This is a genomic window from Variovorax sp. PAMC26660 (genome assembly GCF_014302995.1).
GTDB lineage: Bacteria > Pseudomonadota > Gammaproteobacteria > Burkholderiales > Burkholderiaceae_C > Variovorax.
This window is the reverse complement of sequence record NZ_CP060295.1, coordinates 845535-868703: the sequence shown is the minus strand read 5'-3', so window position 1 is coordinate 868703 and position 23169 is coordinate 845535. Positions and strand designations below refer to the sequence as shown.

Here is a 23169-nt window from a genome sequence, read left to right as displayed (position 1 = left end):
ATGAACTCCCTTCTCAACCTCAAGATCGGCACCCGTCTCGGCATGGGCTTTGCAGCCGTGCTCCTGCTGCTGGCGGCCGTGGTCGGCCTCGGCCTGAACTCGATGGCCGACATTCAGGCGCGGCTCAACGGCATCGTGACCAGCAATAACGTCAAGGTGTCTTCGGTCAACGCGATGGTGGATGCGATCCGCGACATTGCGATCTTCGACAGCAACCTGATCCTGCTGACAGAAGACGCCGCCATGCGCGAGGAGGTCAAGAAGATCGCCGCTGCGCGGGACCGCTTCGCCGCGGGCCGCGAGATGCTCGTCAAGATGCTGGTCACCAAGGATGGCAAGGCGCTGCTGGCCAGGGTCGAGGAAAGGGTGGCGGTGCTCTTGCCGCTGAACGCCCAGTTGACCGAACTCGGATTGCAGAACAAGAACGAGGAGGCGACGCAACTGTTCGTCACCAAGTTCCAGCCGGCTGTGCAGGCGCTGGTGGATGTGCTCAATGAAATGATCGCCCACGAAACCGAGCTGTCGAACCAGGCCAATGCGCAAGCCAACGCGGGATACGCATGGGCGCGCAACCTGATGCTCGTGCTGGGCGGCTTCGCGATGCTCGCGGGCGCAGCGATCGCGTGGTTCATCACGCGTTCGATCACGCGGCCGATTGGCGCGGCGGTGCAGGTCGCGGAGAAGGTGGCGGCGGGCGACATCAGTTCGCGCATCGAGGTGCGGTCGAAGGACGAGACCGGCCGGCTGATGTCCGCGCTCAAGGCGATGAACGAGAGCCTGGTGAAGATCGTGCGCGAAGTGCGCACGGGCACGGACACGATTGCGACGGCTTCGGGGCAGATTGCTTCGGGGAACCAGGATCTGTCTTCGCGGACTGAAGAGCAGGCGAGTTCGCTGGAGCAGACGGCTGCTTCGATGGAAGAGCTGACCAGCACTGTCAAGCAGAACGCGGACAACGCGCGTCAAGCGAACCAGTTGGCTGTCTCGGCCTCTGAGGTGGCAGTGAAGGGCGGAAGCGTTGTGTCGCAAGTGGTCGACACCATGGGCTCGATCAATGCGTCGTCCAAGAAGATCGTGGACATCATTGGCGTCATCGATGGCATTGCTTTCCAGACCAATATCCTGGCGCTGAACGCGGCTGTTGAAGCCGCGCGCGCAGGTGAGCAAGGCCGTGGCTTTGCGGTCGTTGCCTCTGAAGTTCGCAGCCTCGCGCAACGCTCGGCCGCAGCAGCCAAGGAAATCAAGACCCTGATCGGCGACTCGGTGGAGAAGGTCGAAGAAGGCAGCAAGCAAGTCGCGGAAGCTGGCCGCACGATGGAAGAGATCGTGGGCAGCGTCAAGCGCGTGACCGACATCATGGGCGAGATCACCGCAGCAAGCCAGGAGCAGACCTCCGGCATTGAACAGATCAACCAGGCCATCACGCAGATGGACCAGGTTACACAACAGAACGCCGCATTGGTCGAAGAAGCCTCGGCCGCAGCGCAATCGCTGCAAGAGCAAGCCGGCAGCCTCGTGCAGGCCGTGAGCGTCTTCAAGCTCGACGCCAATGCAGCAGCAACCACGGCCCGCCCCGGCTTCACCCGCATCACACCGATCCCCAAGCCGGCCAAGCCAGCGCCCAAGTCGCCTGCCAAGGCGCTGCCCTCCCGCCGCGAGCCCGGCACCGGCACGGCCCCCCAACTCGCCATGGCCAACGACGCCAAGGGCGATTGGACCGAATTTTGAGAAGAAAGGTCTCAAGTCTGGTGATCTGATGCCGATAACAGGGAGACGGTGTTGTCTCGGCGGCCCGTCATGAATCCATTTCATGCCGGTGGCCCCGCTGCGCGCCGCGGACACCGTCCCCGTTATTGAAGGAAGAGAGCGATGAGTTTGAAGGATCTGAAAATCGGCACGCGCCTGGGGCTGGGCTTCGCGGTGATGCTGTTGCTGATGGCTTTCATTGCAGGCACCGGCGTGCTGCGCCTGACCAAGGTGGGCAATGCCACCGACGAAATGGTGGAAGGCGCGCTGGTCAAGGAGCGCCTGGCGACCGAGTGGCTCAGCCTGCTGCGATCGAACACGGTGGCCAATTTCGCGATGGTCAAGACCACCGACCCCGAGATCGCCGCCTACTTCGCCAAGATCCAGGCGGCAGGCTCGGCGCGCATCACGCCCGCACAGAAGAAGCTCGAGGCGATGCTCGCCACGCCGGAAGAAAAAGCGCTCTACGCCGCCGTGGCGGCTGCGCGCGCCGTGGTGCTCGAAACGGTGGGCATCCTCAACAAGCTCAAGGACGAGAAGAAGCTGGACGAGGCCAACGTGATGGTCGACACCAAGTTCACGGCGGCGCTGGCCGTCTATGCCAACGCCGTCGAGGCACTGGCCAATCACCAGCGCGAACAGATCGATGCCGCAGCCAAGGGCATCGCGGTGGACCATACGGAAGGCCGCACCACGCTGATCGTGCTGTCCGCCATTGCCCTCGTGGTGGGCGCGCTGTTCGCATGGCGCCTGACCCTGGGCATCGTTCGCCCGCTGGGCCACGCACTGGAAGTGGCCGAGACGGTGGCCGCGGGTGACCTGAGCGCGAACATCCGCGTGGAAAGCCGCGATGAATCGGGGCAGTTGATGCAGGCGCTGAAGGACATGAACGCCAGCCTGGCCAAGGTGGTGGGCGAGGTTCGCATGGGCACCGACACCATTGCGACGGCATCCAGCCAGATCGCTTCTGGCAATCAGGACCTGTCTTCGCGTACGGAACAGCAAGCCAGTTCGCTGGAGCAGACGGCTGCTTCGATGGAAGAGCTGACTTCTACCGTGAAGCAGAACGCCGACAACGCGCGGCAGGCGAACCAGTTGGCTGTGTCGGCCTCTGAGGTCGCGGTGAAGGGCGGAAGCGTTGTGTCGCAGGTGGTCGACACGATGGGTTCGATCAACGCATCGTCCAAGAAGATCGTCGACATCATTGGCGTGATCGATGGCATTGCCTTCCAGACCAACATCCTGGCACTGAATGCTGCCGTTGAAGCTGCACGTGCAGGCGAGCAAGGCCGTGGGTTTGCTGTCGTTGCCTCTGAAGTGCGTAGCCTCGCGCAGCGCTCCGCCGCAGCCGCCAAGGAAATCAAGACCCTGATCGGCGACTCAGTCGAGAAGGTCGCAGAGGGCAGCAAGCAAGTCGCAGAAGCTGGCCGCACGATGGAAGAGATCGTGGGCAGCGTCAAACGCGTGACAGACATCATGGGCGAGATCACCGCAGCGAGCCAGGAACAGACTTCAGGCATCGAACAGATCAACCAGGCCATCACGCAGATGGACCAGGTCACGCAGCAGAACGCGGCGCTGGTGGAAGAAGCCTCGGCCGCAGCGCAATCGTTGCAGGAACAGGCAGGCAGTCTTTCGCAGGTCGTCGGTGTCTTCCGCCTCGGCGGCTCCAACCAACTGGCGCTGGCCTGAAAGCGGCGACCGGACCATGCGCGTCAATCTGCCCATCACCGACATCGAATACGAGCTTTCGCAGGGCGAGGCCCTGGTGTCCCGCACCGACCTCAAGGGGCGCATCACCTACGTCAACCCGGCCTTCGTCGAGGCCAGCGGCTATGCCGTCGGCGAACTCATGGGCAAGGCGCACAACATCGTGCGTCACCCCGATGTGCCACCGGAGGCCTTTGCCGACCTGTGGCAAACGCTGGGCCAGGGCCTGCCCTGGACCGGACTGATCAAGAACCGGCGCAAGAACGGCGACTTCTACTGGGTGCTCGCGAACGTGACGCCCATCAGCCGCAACGGCCGCGTGCAGGGCTACATGTCCGTGCGCAGCCGGCCCGCGCGCGCCGAAGTGGCGCAAGCCGATGCGCTCTATCGCCGCATGCGCGAGGGCGGCGCCAAGGGCATCGAGATCCTGCAGGGCGAGGTGGTGCAGCGCGGCTGGACGAACCCGCTGGCACGCCTGCGGCGCATTCCGGTGCGGGGCAGGGTTTTCGGCGCGACGGCGGTGGCCGCGTTGCTGTCGCTGGGCTTCGGCGCGATGGGCTGGATGGAAGCGTCCAGGCTGGCTGCGGCCTCCGGTGCGCAAAGCTGGCTTCCCGGTGTCGTCGCCGTGGGTTCCGTGGGCGCTGCGCTGGCCTGGCTGGGGCTGGGGCAGTTCCTTGGCCGCACCGTGTTCCGCCCGCTGGACGAGGCGGTGGAAGTGGCACGGGCCATCGCGGGCGGCGATCTGGCGCGCTTCGAGGTACGGCCCGGCGACGAGATCACGGGGCTGCTGCGCGCGCTGAACCAGATGAGCGCGAACCTCTTCGCGATCGTGGCGGATGTGGGCACCAATGTGGCCGGCGTGATGTCGGCGTCGAGCCAGATCGCCTCGGGCAACCAGGATCTTTCTTCGCGCACCGAGCAGCAGGCCAGTTCGCTGGAACAGACGGCAGCGTCGATGGAGGAGCTAACCAGCACCGTCAAGCAGAACGCGGACAACGCACGGCAGGCCAACCAGTTGGCCATGTCGGCCTCCGAAGTCGCGGTGAAGGGCGGCACCGTCGTGTCGCAAGTGGTCGACACCATGGGCTCGATCGATGCGTCGTCCAAAAAGATCGTCGACATCATCGGCGTGATCGACGGCATTGCCTTCCAGACCAACATCCTTGCGCTGAATGCGGCTGTCGAGGCCGCACGCGCGGGCGAGCAGGGCAAGGGCTTCGCGGTGGTGGCCTCCGAGGTGCGCAACCTCGCGCAGCGCTCGGCATCGGCCGCCAAGGAAATCAAGACGCTCATCGGCGACTCGGTGGAGAAGGTCGCGGCGGGCAGCAAGCAGGTCGCAGAGGCTGGCAGGACGATGCAGGACATCGTGGGCAGCGTGAAGCGCGTGACCGACATCATGGGCGAGATCACGACCGCGAGCCAGGAGCAGACCTCCGGCATCGAACAGATCAACCAGGCCATCGCGCAGATGGACCAGGTCACGCAGCAGAACGCCGCACTGGTGGAACAAGCTTCCGCCACCGCGCAATCGCTGCAGGAACAAGCCGACGGCCTGGTCAGTGCCGTGCGGGTTTTCAGGGCCGAGGCCGGCGATGGCGCCAGCGGTCGGAACGAGTTTTAAACCGGAGGAGAAGAGATGCTGACGAACGCAAAAGATCCATTGAAACAAGCCGCCTCGGCGCCGTCCCCGGCGGCCAACGGCCCCAAGCTGGAGGTTGTGACCTTCAAGCTGGGCGAAGAGGAATACGGCATCGACATCCAGAAGGTGCAGGAGCTGCGCGGCTACGACGCGGTGACGCGCATCGCGAACGCGCCCGAGTACATCAAGGGCGTGGTGAACCTGCGCGGGATCATCGTGCCGATCATCGACATGCGGATCAAGTTCGCGCTGGGCGATCCGACCTATGACCAGTTCACGGTGGTGATCGTGCTGAACATCGGAGGCCGTGTGGTGGGGATGGTGGTGGACAGCGTGTCGGACGTGATCACGCTGACGGCCGAGCAGATCAAGCCTGCGCCCGAGATGGGTTCGGTGCTGGACACGGACTACCTGATCGGGCTGGGCACGCTGGACGAGCGGATGCTGATCCTGGTGGACATCGACCGGCTGATGTCCAGCGACGAAATGGGCCTTGTCGAGGCCGCCGCCACCGCCTGATTGCCGCGTCGTGGCCGCATGGCCAGGTCCGGTTCACCGCCTTCAACCTTCAAAGCCAGCACCATGACATTGTTCTCCAACCTTCGTATCGGGACACGGCTGGCCGTGGCCTTCGCCATCGTCCTGGGCCTGACCGTGGTCTCGACCGCGATTGCCCTGGTCTCCGCGCGAAGCAACGCAGAGGCCACCCGGCTCATGATGGAAAGCCCGCTGGCCAAGGAGCGGCTGATCTCCGACTGGTATGTGCTGACCTACTCGGCGATTGCGCGCACGTCGATGATCGCCCGCACCACCGACGAGACGCTGCCGGTGGTTTTTGCGGATGTCATTTCCGACAGCGTGAAGAAGGGCAGCGAGACCATGGCGAAGGTCGAGAAGCTGTTGGTGACCGAGGAAGAGAAAGCGCTGTTCAAGTCCATCGTCGCACTGCGCGCCAAGTACCAGGCGGCCAAGGACGAGGTGGGCAAGGCCAGGGCGAGCGGCAGCGCAGTGGACACCACGCGCGCGTTCAAGGAGTCGTTCCAGCCGGCCGCCAAGGCCTACGAAGGCCGGGTGCTCGACCTGCTGCAGATGGAACGCAAGGCAATCGACGACATGAGCATCGCCATCGACGCGGCGAACGCGCACAGCTTCAACCTGCAGATGTTGTTGACTTTTCTGACGGTGATCAGCGGCGCGATCTTCGCGTTCTTCATCTCGCGCAGCATCGTCCGGCCGCTGGCCAGGGCCGTCGTGGTGGCGGAAACGGTGGCTGCCGGTGACCTGAGCGCGAACATCGAGGTCGAGAGCCGTGACGAAGCGGGCCAGTTGATGCAGGCGCTGAAGAACATGAACGCGAACCTGGCGAAGGTGGTGGGCGAGGTGCGCACGGGCACGGAGACGATCGCGACGGCTTCGGGGCAGATCGCCTCGGGGAATCAAGATCTGTCTTCGCGGACTGAAGAGCAGGCCAGCTCGCTGGAGCAGACGGCTGCTTCGATGGAAGAGCTGACTTCGACCGTGAAGCAGAACGCGGACAACGCGCGGCAGGCGAACCAGTTGGCTGTGTCGGCTTCGGAAGTCGCGGTGAAGGGCGGCAGCGTGGTGTCGCAGGTCGTGGACACGATGGGCTCGATCAATGCATCTTCCAAAAAGATCGTGGACATCATTGGCGTCATCGACGGCATTGCTTTCCAGACCAACATCCTGGCGTTGAATGCCGCCGTCGAAGCTGCTCGTGCAGGCGAGCAGGGCCGTGGTTTCGCGGTCGTCGCCTCTGAGGTTCGCAGCCTTGCGCAACGCTCGGCAGCCGCTGCCAAGGAAATCAAGACGCTGATCGGCGACTCGGTGGAGAAGGTCGCAGAGGGCAGCAAACAAGTCGCAGAAGCCGGCCGCACGATGGAAGAGATCGTGGGCAGCGTCAAACGCGTGACCGACATCATGGGCGAGATCACCGCCGCGAGCCAGGAACAGACTTCAGGCATCGAACAGATCAACCAGGCCATCACGCAGATGGACCAGGTCACACAACAGAACGCCGCATTGGTCGAAGAAGCCTCGGCCGCAGCGCAATCGCTTCAAGAGCAAGCCGGCAGTCTTGTGCAAGCCGTGAGCATCTTCAAGCTCGACACGGACGGCCAGGCCGCATCCCGGCCTCGCGCCAGGGCGCTGCCCGCCGCGAGCCAGAAGAAGCCGGCCGCCGCAGTGCCCCGGCTGGCCGCGGCAGGCGCCGACACCGGCGACTGGCGTGCGTTTTAGGAATGGATACCGCTGCGGGCACCGTCGGCCGGCCCGGCCGGGCGACCGCATCCCGCAGCGGTGAATTGAATCGGGCGCCCCATGGCCCAAAGGAAAAATCATTAAAACTTTCTACAACCTCAAAATCGCGACCAAGCTGCTTGTGTCGTTCATCGCCGTCCTTGTGTTGACGGCTTGCGTCGGCGCCTTCTCGATGGTGCAACTCGGCAAGGTCCACGACATGTCCACGGACCTGGCGACCAACTGGATGCCGGCCACGCGTTCGCTGCTCGAGATGAAGAACCTGGTGTCGCGCTACCGTTCGCAGGAGTTGCAGCACATCCTGTCGGGCTCGAACGACGAAATGGCCGGCTATGAAAAGTCCATGGACGAAACCTGGGCCAGCCTGCAGAAGGCCCGTGCCGAGTACGTGACGCTGATCTCGGAGCCCGAGGAGCGCGAGGTCTACCCGGTGTACGAGAAGCTGCTCGCCCAGTACGAGATCGAGCACAAGAAGATCATCGCCATCTCGCACACGCAGGAGAGCGAGCAGGCCACCGCGCTGATCCGGGGCAAGTCGCTGCAGTTGAACCGCGAGATGAACACAGCGCTCGACAAGCTGACCGACGTGAACGTGGCGGGTGCCATCAAGGCCGGCCGCACGGCCGATGTGGTGTACGCGGAAGCCCGCCTGTGGGTGCTCGGGCTGCTGCTGGGCAGCGTGGCGCTGGGCCTGGCGCTGGCGCTGTGGATCGCGCGCATCGTCGCGCGGCCGTTGGCCGAAGCGGTGAAGGTGGCGCAATCGGTGGCGGCGGGCGACCTGACCAGCCACATCGAGGCGCAGACGACGGACGAGACCGGCTTGCTGCTGGACGCCTTGCGAGGCATGAACGACAGCCTCGTGAAGATCGTCGGCGAAGTGCGCACGGGCACGGACACCATTGCGACGGCATCGAGCCAGATTGCTTCGGGCAATCAGGATCTGTCTTCGCGTACCGAGGAGCAGGCGAGTTCGCTGGAGCAGACGGCGGCTTCGATGGAGGAGCTGACTTCGACCGTGAAGCAGAACGCCGACAACGCGCGGCAGGCGAACCAATTGGCGGTGTCGGCGTCGGAAGTGGCTGTGAAGGGCGGCGCTGTTGTGTCGCAAGTGGTCGACACCATGGGTTCGATCAACGCGTCGTCCAAGAAGATCGTCGACATCATCGGCGTGATCGATGGCATTGCCTTCCAGACCAACATCCTGGCGTTGAACGCGGCTGTCGAAGCCGCACGCGCCGGCGAGCAAGGCCGCGGCTTCGCCGTCGTTGCATCCGAAGTTCGCAGCCTTGCGCAGCGCTCGGCCGCTGCGGCGAAAGAAATCAAGACGCTCATCGGCAACTCGGTGGAGAAGGTCGAAGAAGGCAGCAAGCAGGTCGCGGAAGCCGGCCGCACGATGGAGGAGATCGTCGGCAGCGTCAAGCGCGTGACCGACATCATGGGCGAGATCACGGCGGCAAGCCAGGAACAGACTTCCGGCATCGAACAGATCAACCAGGCCATCACGCAGATGGACCAGGTCACGCAACAGAACGCGGCACTGGTCGAAGAAGCCTCCGCCGCAGCGCAATCGCTGCAAGAGCAAGCCGGCAGCCTTGTGCAAGCCGTGAGCATCTTCAAGCTCGGCACCCACGCCGTGGCCGCGCGCCCCGCTTTCAAGCGCCTGACGCCGATTCCGAAGACCGCCAAGCCGGGGCAGAAGCCGCCCGCGAAGGCACTGCCCGCGCGTCGTGCGGCCGGATCGGGCACGGCCCCCCAACTTGCCATGGCCGGCGATGCGAAGGGCGACTGGGCCGAGTTTTAAGAGAAAGGGGCTCAACACCGCCCGGCCGGTGCCGATAACGAAGCGACAACGCCGCGTTCCGCGGCGAGATTCGTTCCAGTTCTGAAAGAAGAAGACAAATGAGTTTGAAGAATCTGAAAATCGGCACCCGCCTGGGGCTCGGCTTCGCGGCCATCCTGTTGTTGATGGCGGTCATTGCCGGCACCGGCATGCTGCGTCTGGCGAACGTGGGCAGCGCCACCGACGAAATGATGAAGCACGCGCTGGTCAAGGAGCGCCTGGCCAACCAGTGGTCGAACCTGCTGGGCCCGACGATCGTGCGCTCCTTCGCCATGGTCAAGGCCACGGACCCGGCCGTCGTGACCTACTTCGCCAATGCCCGCGCCGAAAGCTCGGCAAAGATCAACCCGGTGCAGAAGAAGCTCGAAGAGATGCTGACTTCGCCGGAAGAAAAGAAGCTGTACGCCAACGTGGCCGATGCGCGTGCGGTCGTGCTGGAGATCATCGAGAAGATCAACAAGCTCAAGACCGAGGACAAGGGTGCGGAGGCCAGCGAGCTGGCCGACACCAAGTTCGCGGCGGGACTGACCGTCTACGAAAACGCCGTGGCCAGCCTTGCGGCACACCAGCGCGACAGGATCGATGCGGTGGCCCAGGGCATCGCAGCCGACCAGTCGAGCGGCCAGACCACGCTGATGGTGCTGTCGGGCATCGCGCTGCTGGTCGGTGCGCTGTTCGCATGGCGTTTGAGCGTGGGCATCGTGCGCCCGCTCGGGCGTGCCGTGGCCGTCGCCGAGACGGTGGCCGCCGGTGACCTGAGCGCGAACATCCGCGTGGAAAGCCGCGACGAAGCAGGCCAGTTGATGCAGGCGCTGAAGGACATGAACGAGAGCCTGGCCAAAGTGGTGGGCGAGGTGCGTACGGGCACGGAGACGATCGCGACGGCTTCGGGGCAGATTGCTTCGGGGAATCAGGACCTGTCGTCACGTACGGAGCAGCAGGCCAGCTCGCTGGAGCAGACGGCTGCTTCGATGGAAGAGCTGACCAGCACTGTCAAGCAGAACGCGGACAACGCGCGTCAAGCGAACCAGTTGGCTGTCTCGGCCTCTGAGGTGGCAGTGAAGGGCGGAAGCGTCGTGTCGCAAGTAGTGGACACGATGGGCTCGATCAATGCGTCGTCCAAGAAGATCGTGGACATCATTGGCGTGATCGATGGCATCGCGTTCCAGACCAATATCCTCGCGCTGAACGCGGCTGTTGAAGCCGCGCGCGCAGGTGAGCAAGGCCGTGGCTTTGCGGTCGTTGCCTCTGAAGTTCGCAGCCTCGCGCAACGTTCGGCCGCAGCAGCCAAGGAAATCAAGACCCTGATCGGCGACTCGGTGGAGAAGGTCGAGGAAGGCAGCAAGCAAGTCGCGGAAGCCTGTCGTCGCGCGCCGCCGAGGTCAAGTCCTTCTTCGACGAGAGCGAGGAGGGCACCAAGCTCTACGGCCAGTTCGAGAGCCTGGTGGGCCCGCTGAAGGCGCACATGAACGACTTCGTGGCGCTGGTCAACAAGCAGCCGCTGGACAGCTCGCAGTTCACGAACCAGGTGGGCGAGGACAGCACGGCGCTGCTGAAGGAATCGCGCGGCCTGGAAGGCGTTCTCAAGGGCATGGTCGCGCACAGCAAGGAGCTTGCGCGCGTGCGCGCCGAGCAGGCGGATGCAACCTACAAGACATCGCGGCTGATGATGCTGGTGATGGCGCTGGCCGGCATCGCGGTCAGCGTGGGGCTGGGCGTGCTGGTCGCGCGCCTGATGGGCCGCCAACTGGGCGGCGAGCCGCAGTACGCCGCCGACGTGGTCGGGCGCATCGCCAACGGCGACCTGTCGCTCGAGGTCGAGGCCGACGCCGCGCGTGACGGCAGCCTGCTGCACTCCATCAAGCAGATGCAGGCGACGCTGACCTCGGTCGTGGGCAGGATCAAGGATTCGAGCAACACCATCGCCACGGCCTCGGGGCAGATCGCGGCGGGCAACCAGGATCTGTCTTCGCGGACTGAAGAGCAGGCGAGTTCGCTGGAGCAGACGGCGGCTTCGATGGAGGAACTGACTTCTACGGTCAAGCAGAACGCGGACAACGCGCGTCAAGCGAACCAGTTGGCCGTGTCGGCTTCGGAAGTGGCTGTGAAGGGTGGCAATGTCGTCTCGCAAGTGGTGGACACGATGGGTTCGATCAATGCGTCGTCCAGGAAGATCGTGGACATCATCGGTGTCATCGATGGCATCGCGTTCCAGACCAATATCCTGGCGTTGAACGCGGCAGTCGAAGCTGCACGTGCAGGCGAGCAAGGCCGTGGTTTTGCGGTCGTCGCCTCTGAGGTGCGTAGCCTTGCACAACGCTCGGCAGCCGCTGCCAAGGAAATCAAGACCCTGATCGGTGACTCGGTCGAGAAAGTCGCAGAGGGCAGCAAACAAGTCGCAGAAGCCGGCCGCACGATGGAAGAGATCGTGGGCAGCGTCAAGCGCGTGACAGACATCATGGGCGAGATCACCGCCGCAAGCCAGGAGCAGACCTCGGGCATCGAACAGATCAACCAGGCCATCACGCAGATGGACCAGGTCACACAACAGAACGCCGCGTTGGTCGAAGAAGCCTCGGCCGCAGCGCAATCGCTTCAGGAGCAAGCCGGCAGCCTCGTGCAGGCCGTGAGCATCTTCAAGCTCGACGCCAACGCAGCAGCAACCACGGCCCGCCCCGGTTTTACCCGCATCACACCGATCCCCAAGCCGGCCAAGCCGGCGCCCAAGCCGCCCGCCAAGGCGCTGCCCACCCGCCGCGAGCCGGGCACCGGCACGGCACCCCAGCTCGCCGTGGCCAACGACCCCAAGGGCGACTGGTCGGAGTTCTGATCAAGAAAACCGGCATGCGCCAAACCGGCCCTCAAGTTTTGGCCCGCGCTGCCGATAGATACCCAGAGGCATCGTTCGCGATGCCAGCACCATCACTCCATTGACAGGTAAAGCCTTATGTCCAGCATGTTCTACACGGGTCTGAGTGGCCTCGGCGTCGCCCGCACCGCGCTGATGACCACGGCCCACAACACCGCCAACGTGTACACGGCGGGCTACAGCCGCCAGGTGGCCGAGATCGCCTCGGCCGGTGGCATTTCGAGCGGCTCGGGCTTCATCGGCTCGGGCGCCAACGTGCTCACCGTGTCGCGCAGCTACGACCGCTACCTGACCGCGCAGCTCGCGACCGCGCAATCGGCTTCGGCCGCGCTGGCCACCAACGGCACGCAGATCAACCGCATAGACACGCTGTTGGCCGACAAGACCTCGGGCATCGCTCCGCTGATGCAGAGCTTCTTCACCAGCATTCAGGGCGTGGCCAACACGCCGGCCGACCCGGCCGCGCGCCAGCAGATGATCAGCTCCGCGCAGGCACTGGCGAGCAAGTTCCGCGCGACCGACCAGTACCTGTCGGACCTGAACAGCTCGGTCAACGAGCAGATCACCGGCAGCGTGGACCAGATCAACACCTACGCGACCAAGATCGCCAGCCTCAACCAGCAGATCAGCCAGATCAGCGCGATGGCCGGCGGCCAGCCGCCGAACGACCTGCTCGACCAGCGCGACCAGCTCGTGAGCCAGCTCAGCCAGGTGGTGGACGTGAAGGTGCTGCAGCAGGACAACGGCAAGTACAACGTGTTCATCGCCACCGGCCAGTCACTGGTGGTGGGCGACTACGCCGCGAAGATGGCGGCGGTGCCGTCGGCGGCCGACCCGACCCGCAAGGTGGTCGCGCTCTCGGGCTTTGCCGGCAACACCAGCGAGCTGGACGACAGCACCATCAAGGGCGGCGTGCTCGGCGGCCTGATGGCCTTCCGCCAGGACACGCTCATTCCCACGCAGAACGCCATCGGCCGGCTCGCGATGTCGGTGGCCGACGCGGTCAATGCGCAGCACAAGCTGGGCGTGGACCTGAACGGCGCACTCGGCACGAACTTCTTCACCCAGGCCGTGCCGGGCGCAATCGCCAACGCCGGCAACGCGGGCAACCTCGAATTGGGCGCCACCCTGTCCGACGCATCGAAGCTCACGACCAGCGACTACAACGTGAGCGTGACCGACGTGGCGGGCACGCTGACCTATTCGGTCACGCGGCTGTCCGACAAGACGTCGATGGGCAGCTTCACCACCTTCCCGATCACCTTCGACGGCGTGAGCCTCACCGCCGCCAGCGGCACGGCGCAGGCCGGCGATTCGTTCCTGGTGCAGCCCACGCGCACCGGCGCACGCGATCTCGACGTGCTGGTGCGCGACCCGGCCAAGGTGGCCGCCGCATCGCCCATCGTCACGGGCAACACCGCGGGCAACAAGGGCAGCGGCGCGCTGGGCGCGGCCACGGTCGATGCGTCCTATCCGGGCACGCCGCTGGCCGGGCCGGTCACGCTGAGCTTCAACGCGGCCACCGGCACGCTGTCGGGCTTCCCGGCCACGTCGGCGGTCACGGTCACGCTGGCCAACGGCGCCAGCACCAGCTACCCGGCCGGCACGCCCGTGCCCTACACGGCCGGCGCCAAGATGAGCTTCGACGGCATCACCGTCGGCATGACCGGCACGCCCGCGCAGGGCGACACCTTCACCATCAACAAGAACACCTCGGGTGTGTCCGACGGAAGCAATGCCTTGCTGCTGGGCGCGCTGCAGCGCAAGACCACGATGGCCAACGGCACGGCGACCTTCAGCGGCGCCTACTCGCAACTGGTCAGCGAAGTCGGCAACCGGGCGATGGCGGTCAAGGTCGCCAGCGCCACGCAGGACAGCGTGACCGGCCAGATCAAGGCCAGCCAGCAGGCGATTTCCGGTGTCAACCAGGACGAGGAAACCGCCAACCTGCTGATGTTCCAGCAGATGTACCAGGCCAACGCCAAGGTGATCCAGACCGCGTCGACCATGTTCGACACGATCCTCGGCATCCACGGCTGACCCCCACCACGCACAGATTTCAGGAACCGCGATGCGCATCAGCACCCAATCCTTCTACGAGCAGAACGTCAATGCCATGGGCGCGCAACAGCAAAAGCTGTTCAAGGTCCAGCAGCAACTGGCGACCAACTCCAAGTTCCTCACGGCGGGCGACGACCCGGTCGGTGCGGCCCGCGCGCTCGGCGTGAGCCAGACGCTCTCCGAGATTTCGCAGTACGCCACCAGCCGCCAGCGCGCGGCGCTGTCGCTGTCGACCGAAGAGAACGCGCTCAACTCGGTGACCTCGATCCTGCAGAACATCAAGACGCTGACGGTGGCGGCGGGCAGCGGCACGCTGTCGGACGCCGACCGCGGCTCGCTCGCCACCACCATCCAGAACAACCTCGACCAGCTCGTGGGCGTGGCCAACTCCGACGACGGCAACGGGCAGTTTCTGTTTGCCGGCTTCAAGAGCGGCAGCCCGCCTTTCGTGGCCGGCCCCGGTGGCGGCGTGCAGTACGTGGGCGACCAGGGCCAGCGGCTGATGCAGATCGACGTGGCGCGCCAGTTGGCGACCGCGGACGACGGCCGGTCGATCTTCCAGTCGGTGCAGGGCGGCGCGGGCTATGTGACCTCGGGCGCGGCAAGCAACATCGGCACCGGCGTCTTCGGCCCGATCGCCGTCACGAGCGCCACCACGCCGGGCTACGGGAAAGACTTCACCATCAGCTTCAACAGCGGCAACTACACGGTCACGACCAAGGACACGCCACCCGTGGTGGCGGCCAGCGGCCCCTTCTCGCCGGACACGCCGATTTCATTCGGCGGCGTGCAACTGAAGATCAGTGGCGCACCGGCAGACGGCGACACCTTCGACGTGTCGGCCGCGAAGAACGCCGGCACCGATATCTTCGCGGCCATCGGGCAACTGGTGAGCGCACTGCGCACGCCGCTGACCGGCGGCGGCCCGGCGGCACAGGCGCAGTTGCTCAACGCATTGAGCACCGCCAACGTGAAGGTCACGAACGCGCACGACAACGTGCTGACGGTGCTGTCGTCGGTGGGCTCGCGCCAGAACGAGATCGATGCGCTCGACACCGGCGGTTCCGCGCGCAAGCTGCAGGAAGAAAGCTACCTGTCGAGCATCGAGGACCTGGACCCGTACAGCGCGATCGCTGAGTTCTACCAGCGCCAGTCGTCGCTGCAGGCCACGCAGATGACGTTTGCGCGGCTCAACAGCATCTCGCTCTTCAACTACCTGGGCTGATGACCCGCCTCGCAAGGACTGTGCGCTACGGCCGCAGCCCTTGCGTGAAGCGCAGCATGTTCGCCAGCGATTCCGCAAAGCGGGGTTCGAGAAAAGCGCCCAGGTTGGGCATCAGCAGTTGCAGCATCACGATGCCGGCCAGCAGCGTGAGTGGGAAGCCCACCGCGAAGATGCTGAACTGCGGCGAGGCGCGGTTCAGGATGCCCATGGCGAGGTTGAGCGTCAGCAGCGCGGTGACGAGCGGCAGCGCCAGCAGCAGTCCGCTCGTGAAAATGTCGCCAGCGGCCAGCACCAGGAACATCCAGCCGCCGGCCACCCAGGGCCCATCGGCAATGGGCAGTGTGTGAAAGCTCTGGGCCAGCGCGTTCACCATCAGCAGGTGTCCGTCGAGCGCAAGAAAGATCAGCATGGCCAGCATGTTCAGCAGCCGCGACACCACCATCGTGCTGCCGTGGCTCATCGGGTCGAAGAAGGATGCGAAAGACAAGCCCATCTGCAGGCCGATGTATTCGCCCGCTGCCAGCACGGCCGTGAAAATCAGCCGCATCGAAAAACCCATGGCCGCGCCGATCAGCACCTGCTGGATGATGATCCAGAAGCCGCCGGCCGACACCACGGGCACTGCGGGAAACGGCCCGATGGTGGGCGAGATCACCAGCGCCAGCATGGCGGCAATGCCCACCTTGACCTGCCGTGGCGCCCACGGTTCCCCGAACACCGGCGCCGTGCTGACCAGGGCCAGCATGCGAATGAACGGCCACAGGAAGGCCACCGTCCAGGCTTCGAGCTGGCCCGAGGTGACGGAAAAGATCGAAGGCGTCACGCCAGCATCTGCGGGATGCCGGCGAACAGTGCGCGCATGTAGTCGAGCATGCGGTCGAGCATCCAGGGGCCGGCCACCACCAGCGTGGCGAACACCGCGAGCAGCTTGGGAATGAAGGACAGCGTGGCTTCGTTGATCTGCGTGGCCGCCTGGAAGATGCTGACGATCAGGCCGATGATCAGCGCCACCAGCAGCAGCGGCGCGCCCAGCAGCAGCGAGATTTCCATGGCCCGGTGGCCCATGGTCATGACGGATTCGGGAGTCATCTGTGCATGCCTAAAGGTAGAAGCTCTGCGTCAGCGCGCCGATGAGCAGTTGCCAGCCATCGGCCAGCACGAACAGCATCAGCTTGAAGGGCAGCGCAATGGACGCGGGCGGCACCATCATCATGCCCATCGACATCAGCACGCTCGCCACCACGAGGTCGATGATGAGGAAGGGAATGAAGATGGTGAAGCCGATCTGGAACGCCGTCTTCAGCTCGCTGATGACGAAGGACGGCAGCAATATGCGCAGCGGTACTTCTTCAGGGCCCTGCATGTCGGGCACCTTGGCGAGCCGGGCGAACAGCGCCAGGTCGGTCTCGCGGGTCTGCTTGAGCATGAAGGTCTTGAAGGGCGCAATGCCGCGCTCCAGTGCCTTGTCGGCACTGAGCTTGTTTTCGGAGAAGGGCACGTAGGCGTCGGTGTAGACCTTGTCGAACACCGGCGACATCACGAAGAAGGTCAGGAACAGCGACAGCCCCACCAATATCTGGTTGGGCGGCGAGGTCTGCGTGCCGATGGCGGTGCGCAGCAGGCCCAGCACGATCAGGATGCGCGTGAAGCTGGTCATCGACAGCAGCAGCGCGGGCAGGAAGGTGAGCGAGGTCAGCAACACCATGGTCTGCACGCTCAGCGACCAGGTCTGGCTGCCGCCGGGGCCGGGTGTGCTGGTGATGCCGGGCAGCCCCTGGGTCCAGGCGGCGGCGGGCAATGTGGCGGCGAGCAGCAACAGCGCGACGCGCAGGCCGCGGCGCAAGGCAGGATGCGTCATGGGGCGGTGCGCGCCTTGCCCGAGAGGGATTCGCGCAGCTTCTGGGAAAAGAGTTCGACCGCACCGCGCGGGGTGGCCTGCGTGTGGGCAGGCGTCGAATGCGCCTGGGCCGGCAGGGTGTGCAGCGTGTTGACCTGGCTGCTGGTGACGCCGAGCACCAGCCATTGGCCGCCCACTTCCACCACGACCACGCGTTCGCGCTGGCCGACCATGGCGCTGGAAACCACCTTCACCACCTGGCTGCCGCCCATCCGCTGAAGGCCGAAGCGCCGCGCGAGCCAGGCGCACAGGAAGATCAGGCCCACCACCGCAGCCATGCCGAAGCCGGCCTGCAGCAGGCCCGCGCCGCCGGTCGCGACCGGTGCGGCCTCGTGCACCGGTGTCGGCACCGTGGGCAGGGCCGCGTGAACTGCCCGTGTGCCGAGGGCCAGCAACGCCGCCCCCCGCGCAACGACGGATGCGGCCCGCGTCAGGTGGCGTCGCGCCAGGTTCATGTGCGCGCGAGCTTCTGCATGCGCTCGGAGGGCGTGACGATGTCGGTCAAGCGAATGCCGTACTTCTCGTTCACCACCACCACTTCGCCCTGCGCGATCAGGTAGCCGTTGATCAGCACGTCCAGCGGCTGGCCGGCCAGGCCGTCCAGTTCCACCACCGAGCCCTGCGACAGTTGCAGCAGGCTCTTGATGGTGATGCGTGTGCGACCGATCTCGGCCGTGAGCTGCACCGGCACGTCGAGCACGCGGGCAATGTCCACGGGCGTCGAGCTGCTGGAGGGCGCGATCGGCGTGTCCAGGATCTGCTGGAAGACCTGCGCGGTGGCCGGGGCCACGGCGGGTTCGGGAGCCGGCGTCGGCGCGGTGGCCGCGGTCTGCTCGGCCAGCGCGCTGGCCCAGTCGTCCGCGTCGCTGGCGGCAGGGGTGTTGTCAGTCATGGTCGTTCTTCAAATCGCTGTCTTGGTGGGAGATCATGTGTTGCACGCGCAGGGCGTAGCGCTCGTTGGAGGTGCCGTAGCCGCACTCCATCACCGGCACGCCGCCGACCTTGGCAACGACCGTCGCCGGCAGCTCGATGGGGAGCACGTCGCCGATCTGCAGCTTCATCACTTCGCCCAGCGTGGAGGGCATGGTCACGAAGTCGGCGGTCAGCTCGACGTCGGCGCTCTGCATCTGGCGCGACATCTGCGTGACCCAGCGCTTGTCGACCTCGACCTCGTCCTGGATCGGGTTGGACAGCAGGTCGCGGATGGGCTCGATCATCGAGTAGGGAATGCACACGTGCAGGAAGCCGCCCACCGGGCCGAACTCGATCTGCAGCGTGGTGTTGATCACCACCTCGTTGGGCGCCACGATGTTGGCGAGCTTGCCGTGCATCTCGGCGCGCACGTAGTCGAAGTCCAGCGGAAACACCGGCTGCCAGGCATCGCCATAGCACTGCAGCGACAGGTCGAGCAGGCGCTTGATGATGCGCTGCTCGGTGCGCGTGAAGTCGCGGCCTTCCACGCGCACGTGGTAGCGGCCGTCGCTGCCGAACAGGTTGTCCACCACCAGGAACACCAGCTTCGGGTCGAACACGAAGAGGGCGGTGCCGCGCAGCGGCTTCATGTGGATCATGTTGATGTTCGCGGGCACCGGAAGGTGCCGCACGAACTCGCCGTACTGCTGGATCTGCACCGGCCCCACCGAGATGTCGGGGCTGCGCCGCATGAAGTTCAGCAGCGCGCTGCGCAGGCCACGCGCAAAGCGGTCGTTGATGACCTCCAGCGTGTGCATGCGGTTGCGCACCACGCGGTCGGGCGCGCCGAGGTCGTAGGCCGGCAAGCCGTCGGGCGGTGGTGGCGGGGAGGCCGCCTGGTCGAGGTCGCCGCCGGTGACGCCTTGCAAGAGCGCATCGACCTCGTCCTGGGAAAGCACCTGTTCATACGCCATGGGTCGCTTGTCTGGGGAAGGGTGTCACTGCACGACGAAGGTGCTGAAGGAAACGCTGAAGATGCCCAGCTCGGGCATGCCGCTGGCCAGCGGCGCGTTCAGGGCCTTGCGGATTTCCTCGGCCAGCTTGGCCTTGTCGTCCGACGTGACCAGCGACTCGGGCGGGCGGTTCGACAGCAGCACCAGCAAGCGGCTGCGCAGCTCGGGCATGAACTCGACGATCTGCGCCTTGGCCGCCTCGTCGCGCACCTTCAGCGCCATGCCGATCTGCAGAAAGCGCGAGCGGCCTTCGGACTGGAGGTTGACGGTCAGCGGGTCCAGCATCACGAAGATCGGCTTTTCGGGCGTGGGTGCCTTGGCCGTTTCCGTGGGGGTGGCGACCGCGCCCATCAGGCGGGGAACGAAGACGTAGGCGGCCGCGCAGGCGGCGGCGATGCCGACGGCGATCACGAGTCCGATCAGCAGCTTCGAGGAGCGGCGTGGGGCCGATGACCCGGCCGAAAGAGGGGCGGCGGCGGTTGCAACTGGAGAGGAAGAAGCCATGGTGAAGCGGGTTGACGTGTCCGATCTATTCTTTGCGAAGTCCCCCGCGAATGAACGGCCGAACAAGCGCACAAAGGCGTTTCATATCCGTTCATTGCCGGGCGCCCCGGAGGGGGCGCCATCAGGGCGGGGAGGCGAGGGGGCGCGGGCCTCAGGCGAAGGTGTCGACTCCTGGGGCCGCGTTGCCGGGAAGGCTGGTGCGTGCGGCGGCGACAGGCGCGGCCGGCGTGCTGGCAGCAATGCGGCCGGCACCGGGGTAGGCGGGGCCTTGCTGTTGCCGCGCGGCGTTCTGCTGCTGTTGTTGCTGCTGCTGCGCGAACGCTGCGTCCTGCCCGAAGGGCTGGCGGGTTTCCGCGCCGACCGAGGCCTGGCCCAGCGTGATGCCTTGCTCCGACAGGCTGGTGCGCAACTGCGGCAGCGCGGCTTCGATGGCCTTGCGCACGCTTTCATGGGCCGACACGAACATGGCCTGTGCCTGGTTCTCGCCCATCGACAGCGTGACCTTCAGCGGGCCGAGGCCGGCGGGGTTGAGGTTCAGCTCTGCCGTGTGCGTGCCGCTGACGCTCATGCGCGCGAGCTGCTGGCCGAGGGCCGGTGCCCACTTGTCGCTGCCGACTTCGGGTGCGATGGTGTGCAGGGGGCCGCGCGTGGCGGAGGCGTCGGCCGCGCGTTCGCTCGACGTCGTGACGGCGGCGGGTTGTTGCAGCGCGACGGGGGTTGCGGTCGCGGTGGCATCCGTGTGGTCACCGCTTGCGGCAGCCAGCACGGCGGCCGTGGGTGCGACCACGGACTTCGCTTCTTCGGCAGCCTTGGGCTGCGTGGCAGCCGCCAACTGCTCGGCGGTGGTCGCGCTCATGGCGGTGCGGCTTGCGCCGGCGCGGCCCGATGCGGCCGTGCCGACGGGAGCGCCGGCAGGCGTGGAGGCAGGCTTCGCGTTGCCGACGGCCACCGTCTGCGCGGCCACGGCGGCGCGGGCGAGGTCCTGCAGCGAGGCGGGCGGTGCGACCGGCGCAGCGTCGGTATCGGGCGGCGCTTTCTGGGCGACGGGTGCAGCAGCCTTTTCGGTAGCAACGTCCTTGGCTGCGAAGGCGGCCTCGGGCGTGGCCTGCGTGTCGGCGCCGACCAGCATCGTGCCAGGCGGGGTTTTCGCCTGCGCGTCCTGCACGGCGGTGTCCACGGGAATGTCTGCTGCCACGCCGGCGGCCACCGGCACGCCGGGTGCGTCCGACGTGCGGCCGTCCTGCGCGGCGGTGCGCCCGGCGAGGGTCAGCGCATGCAGCGGCGTGTGGGCGGTGGCCAGGAAGGCGAGGTTCGGGTCGGGCGGCAGCGCGTCTTTCGTGTCCTCGGCCGGCTCCGGCTTGCGCAGCGGCTTGCGTTCGATGGTGGCGACATCGGTGCTCCCGTCCTGTGCCTTCGCGGTGTTGCCGTTGCGCGAGCGGTCGAGCGCGGCGCCGAAGCTGCGGCCCTGCGCCTCGTCGGCGTTGCGGCTGCGCGTGCCGCCCTGCGACACCGGCTGGCCGGAGGCGTTGGGAGTGACGGAGGGCGTGATCATGGGAGGCATGTCGATTCCTGGGAATTCAGAGGGTCGGGTGCGAGGCCCGGTCGAAGAACTTGCGGGCGGAGCGCTCGTCGCTGTCGCGCTGCTCGCGCTTGGCCTGGACCATCAGCTCCTGCATGCGCACGCGCTCGGCGAGGGTGTCGAAGGAATTGAGGCGGCGCTTTTCCTGCTGCCAGTCGGTGCGGCCACGGTCGAGCCGGGTTTCGGTCTGGGTGGCAATGGCGCGCTGCTGCTCGATGGCGCCGTCCAGCGTGCCGAGGAAGTTGCGGTAGTTGCGCCATTGCGAGGACGGCAGGCCGCCGCGCATCAGCGCGTCGAGCTGGTCGTGATAGTCCTGGCGGTACTGCAGCAGCAGGTCGAGCTTCTGCCGGGCGCTCAGGTGGGCGCTTTGCAGCGCGCCCAGCCGGCGCGCGGCATCGTCGGTCTGGTTCTTCGCCAGGTCGATCAGCATGTCCAGGGGTAGCTTGCTGCTCATATGCGTCCTTGCTTCATCTGCACCCGTGGTGGCTCGGGCTCGAACAGGCTGTCCAGGTGGGCGATGGAATCCGTGTAGTCGGTGCGCTCGTGCATCGACTGCTGCAGGAAGGCTTCGATGCGCGGGTACATCGCGATCGCCTGGTCCAGTTGCAGGTCGTGGCCGGGCGCGTAGGCGCCCACGCTGATCAGGTCGCGGTTGCGCTGGTAGCGCGACAGCATCTGCTTGAAGCGGCGCACGGTGTCGAACTGCGCGGGCGAAATCAGCGAGGTCATGGCGCGGCTGATCGAGGCCTCGATGTCGATGGCGGGGTAGTGCCCCGCCTCGGCCAGCGTGCGCGAGAGCACCACGTGGCCGTCCAGGATGGCGCGCGCCGCGTCGGCAATCGGGTCCTGCTGGTCGTCGCCTTCGGACAGCACGGTGTAGAAGGCGGTGATCGAGCCGCCCCGGCCCTGCGCGTCGCGTGCACCGTTGCCGGCGCGTTCGACCAATGCAGGCAGGCGCGCAAACACCGAAGGCGGATAGCCCTTGGTGGCGGGCGGTTCGCCCACGGCCAGCGCGATCTCGCGCTGCGCCATCGCATAGCGGGTGAGCGAATCCATGATGAGCAGCACGTCGCGGCCCTGATCGCGAAAGTACTCGGCCAGGCAGGTCGCATAGGCCGCGCCCTGCAGGCGCAGCAGCGGCGAGTTGTCGGCGGGGGCGGCCACCACCACCGCGCGGGCCAGGCCTTCTTCGCCCAGCGTGTTCTCGATGAAGTCCTTCACCTCGCGGCCGCGTTCGCCGATCAGGCCGACCACGATCACTTCGGCGCTGGTGTAGCGCGCCATCATGCCCAGCAACACGCTCTTGCCCACGCCGGAGCCGGCGAACAGGCCCATGCGCTGGCCACGGCCGACGGTGAGCATCGCGTTGATGGCGCGCACGCCGACGTCGAGCACCGAGTCGATGGCCGCGCGCGACAGCGGGTTGATCGGCGGCGAGGCCAGCGGCACCTTGCGCGCGACGTCGAGCGGGCCGAGCCCGTCGAGCGGGCGCCCGGCCGCATCGACCACGCGGCCGAGCATGCCTTCGCCGACCGGCAGGCGCTTGGTATGGGCATCGCCGGTCGTGCCGGGCTCCAGCAGGCCGGGCCGCGCGAACACGCGCGCGCCGGGCAATAGGCCCGCCACTTCGGTCTGCGACATCAAAAAGAGGCGGTCGCCGGCGAAGCCCACGACCTCGGCCTCGGCATGGCGTTGCGGATGGCCGGGTGGCAGCTCGATCAGGCAATCGCTGCCCACGGGCAGTTGCAGGCCCACGGCTTCGAGCACCAGGCCGACGGCGCGCGTGAGGCGGCCCGAGGCGGTGGTGGTCGTGCAGCGGCCGACATCGCCGCGTGCCTTGTCCAGCGTGGCCCGCAGGGATTGCAGATGGGGGTTGGGGTCGGTGGTCTGCATCGAA

The 23169-nt window shown here is 66.1% G+C and carries 20 protein-coding genes; 10 read left to right on the top strand and 10 right to left on the bottom strand.

From position 1 onward, the window contains the following. The 10 genes from H7F35_RS04050 to flgL all read left to right on the top strand — a co-directional run bounded on the left by H7F35_RS04050 (position 1) and on the right by flgL (position 15367). Entirely contained in the window at positions 1-1728 is a 1728-nt protein-coding gene (locus H7F35_RS04050; RefSeq protein WP_187111688.1) for a methyl-accepting chemotaxis protein, read from the top strand. Positions 1729-1869: 141 nt separating this feature from the next. Further along, positions 1870-3438 carry a methyl-accepting chemotaxis protein gene (locus H7F35_RS04045; RefSeq protein ID WP_187111687.1) on the top strand — a complete coding sequence of 523 codons (1569 nt, stop codon included), beginning with the start codon at positions 1870-1872 and terminating at the stop codon, positions 3436-3438. Positions 3439-3454: 16 nt separating this feature from the next. Then, the gene (locus H7F35_RS04040; RefSeq protein ID WP_187111686.1) at positions 3455-5077 is read left to right on the top strand and encodes a PAS domain-containing methyl-accepting chemotaxis protein; all 1623 of its coding nucleotides are present in this window, start codon (positions 3455-3457) and stop codon (positions 5075-5077) included. 15 nt (positions 5078-5092) lie between these two features. Further along, positions 5093-5614, top strand: a complete 522-nt coding sequence (locus tag H7F35_RS04035; RefSeq protein ID WP_187111685.1) for a chemotaxis protein CheW — start codon at positions 5093-5095, stop codon at positions 5612-5614. A 63-nt stretch (positions 5615-5677) separates the two neighbouring features. Beyond that, a complete protein-coding gene (locus tag H7F35_RS04030; protein WP_187111684.1) occupies positions 5678-7351 on the top strand; it encodes a methyl-accepting chemotaxis protein in 1674 nt (557 codons plus the stop codon). 100 nt (positions 7352-7451) lie between these two features. After that, entirely contained in the window at positions 7452-9173 is a 1722-nt protein-coding gene (locus H7F35_RS04025) for a methyl-accepting chemotaxis protein (protein WP_187114130.1), read from the top strand. Positions 9174-9271: 98 nt separating this feature from the next. Further along, positions 9272-10669, top strand: coding sequence for a methyl-accepting chemotaxis protein (locus H7F35_RS35020; RefSeq protein WP_187111683.1), 1398 nt, complete (start codon positions 9272-9274; stop codon positions 10667-10669). An 8-nt stretch (positions 10670-10677) separates the two neighbouring features. Continuing rightward, complete coding sequence (locus H7F35_RS04015; protein WP_410010760.1) at positions 10678-12042, top strand: methyl-accepting chemotaxis protein; 1365 nt, start codon at positions 10678-10680, stop codon at positions 12040-12042. Between the two features lie 117 nt (positions 12043-12159). Then, on the top strand, positions 12160-14121 hold the full coding sequence (gene flgK / locus H7F35_RS04010) for a flagellar hook-associated protein FlgK (protein WP_187111682.1): 1962 nt from the start codon (positions 12160-12162) through the stop codon (positions 14119-14121). A gap of 31 nt (positions 14122-14152) precedes the next feature. Next, positions 14153-15367, top strand: a complete 1215-nt coding sequence (flgL, locus tag H7F35_RS04005; protein WP_187111681.1) for a flagellar hook-associated protein FlgL — start codon at positions 14153-14155, stop codon at positions 15365-15367. 25 nt (positions 15368-15392) lie between these two features. Here the strand turns inward: flgL and fliR are convergent, their stop codons facing one another. The 10 genes from fliR to fliI all read right to left on the bottom strand — a co-directional run bounded on the left by fliR (position 15393) and on the right by fliI (position 23165). Then, positions 15393-16178, bottom strand: coding sequence for a flagellar biosynthetic protein FliR (gene fliR / locus H7F35_RS04000; RefSeq protein WP_410010809.1), 786 nt, complete (start codon positions 16176-16178; stop codon positions 15393-15395). Between the two features lie 8 nt (positions 16179-16186). Further along, positions 16187-16456 carry a flagellar biosynthesis protein FliQ gene (gene fliQ / locus H7F35_RS03995; protein ID WP_187111679.1) on the bottom strand — a complete coding sequence of 90 codons (270 nt, stop codon included), beginning with the start codon at positions 16454-16456 and terminating at the stop codon, positions 16187-16189. Positions 16457-16466: 10 nt separating this feature from the next. Next, positions 16467-17225 carry a flagellar type III secretion system pore protein FliP gene (fliP, locus tag H7F35_RS03990; protein ID WP_315970469.1) on the bottom strand — a complete coding sequence of 253 codons (759 nt, stop codon included), beginning with the start codon at positions 17223-17225 and terminating at the stop codon, positions 16467-16469. Beyond that, positions 17222-17719, bottom strand: a complete 498-nt coding sequence (fliO, locus tag H7F35_RS03985) for a flagellar biosynthetic protein FliO (RefSeq protein ID WP_187111678.1) — start codon at positions 17717-17719, stop codon at positions 17222-17224. Before fliO ends, fliP begins: the two co-directional genes overlap by 4 nt. After that, positions 17716-18156: a flagellar motor switch protein FliN gene (gene fliN, locus H7F35_RS03980; protein ID WP_187111677.1), complete on the bottom strand. Its 441-nt coding sequence runs from the start codon at positions 18154-18156 to the stop codon at positions 17716-17718. The genes fliO and fliN overlap by 4 nt, the downstream gene beginning before the upstream one ends. After that, a complete protein-coding gene (gene fliM, locus H7F35_RS03975; protein WP_187111676.1) occupies positions 18149-19150 on the bottom strand; it encodes a flagellar motor switch protein FliM in 1002 nt (333 codons plus the stop codon). The genes fliN and fliM overlap by 8 nt, the downstream gene beginning before the upstream one ends. Before the next feature lie 24 nt (positions 19151-19174). Beyond that, positions 19175-19693, bottom strand: coding sequence for a flagellar basal body-associated protein FliL (gene fliL, locus H7F35_RS03970; RefSeq protein WP_187111675.1), 519 nt, complete (start codon positions 19691-19693; stop codon positions 19175-19177). A 151-nt stretch (positions 19694-19844) separates the two neighbouring features. Continuing rightward, on the bottom strand, positions 19845-21254 hold the full coding sequence (locus tag H7F35_RS03965) for a flagellar hook-length control protein FliK (protein ID WP_187111674.1): 1410 nt from the start codon (positions 21252-21254) through the stop codon (positions 19845-19847). Between the two features lie 16 nt (positions 21255-21270). Then, positions 21271-21726: a flagellar export protein FliJ gene (fliJ, locus tag H7F35_RS03960; RefSeq protein WP_187111673.1), complete on the bottom strand. Its 456-nt coding sequence runs from the start codon at positions 21724-21726 to the stop codon at positions 21271-21273. Next, the gene (gene fliI, locus H7F35_RS03955) at positions 21723-23165 is read right to left on the bottom strand and encodes a flagellar protein export ATPase FliI (RefSeq protein WP_187111672.1); all 1443 of its coding nucleotides are present in this window, start codon (positions 23163-23165) and stop codon (positions 21723-21725) included. The genes fliJ and fliI overlap by 4 nt, the downstream gene beginning before the upstream one ends. Between the last annotated feature and the right edge of the window lie 4 nt (positions 23166-23169).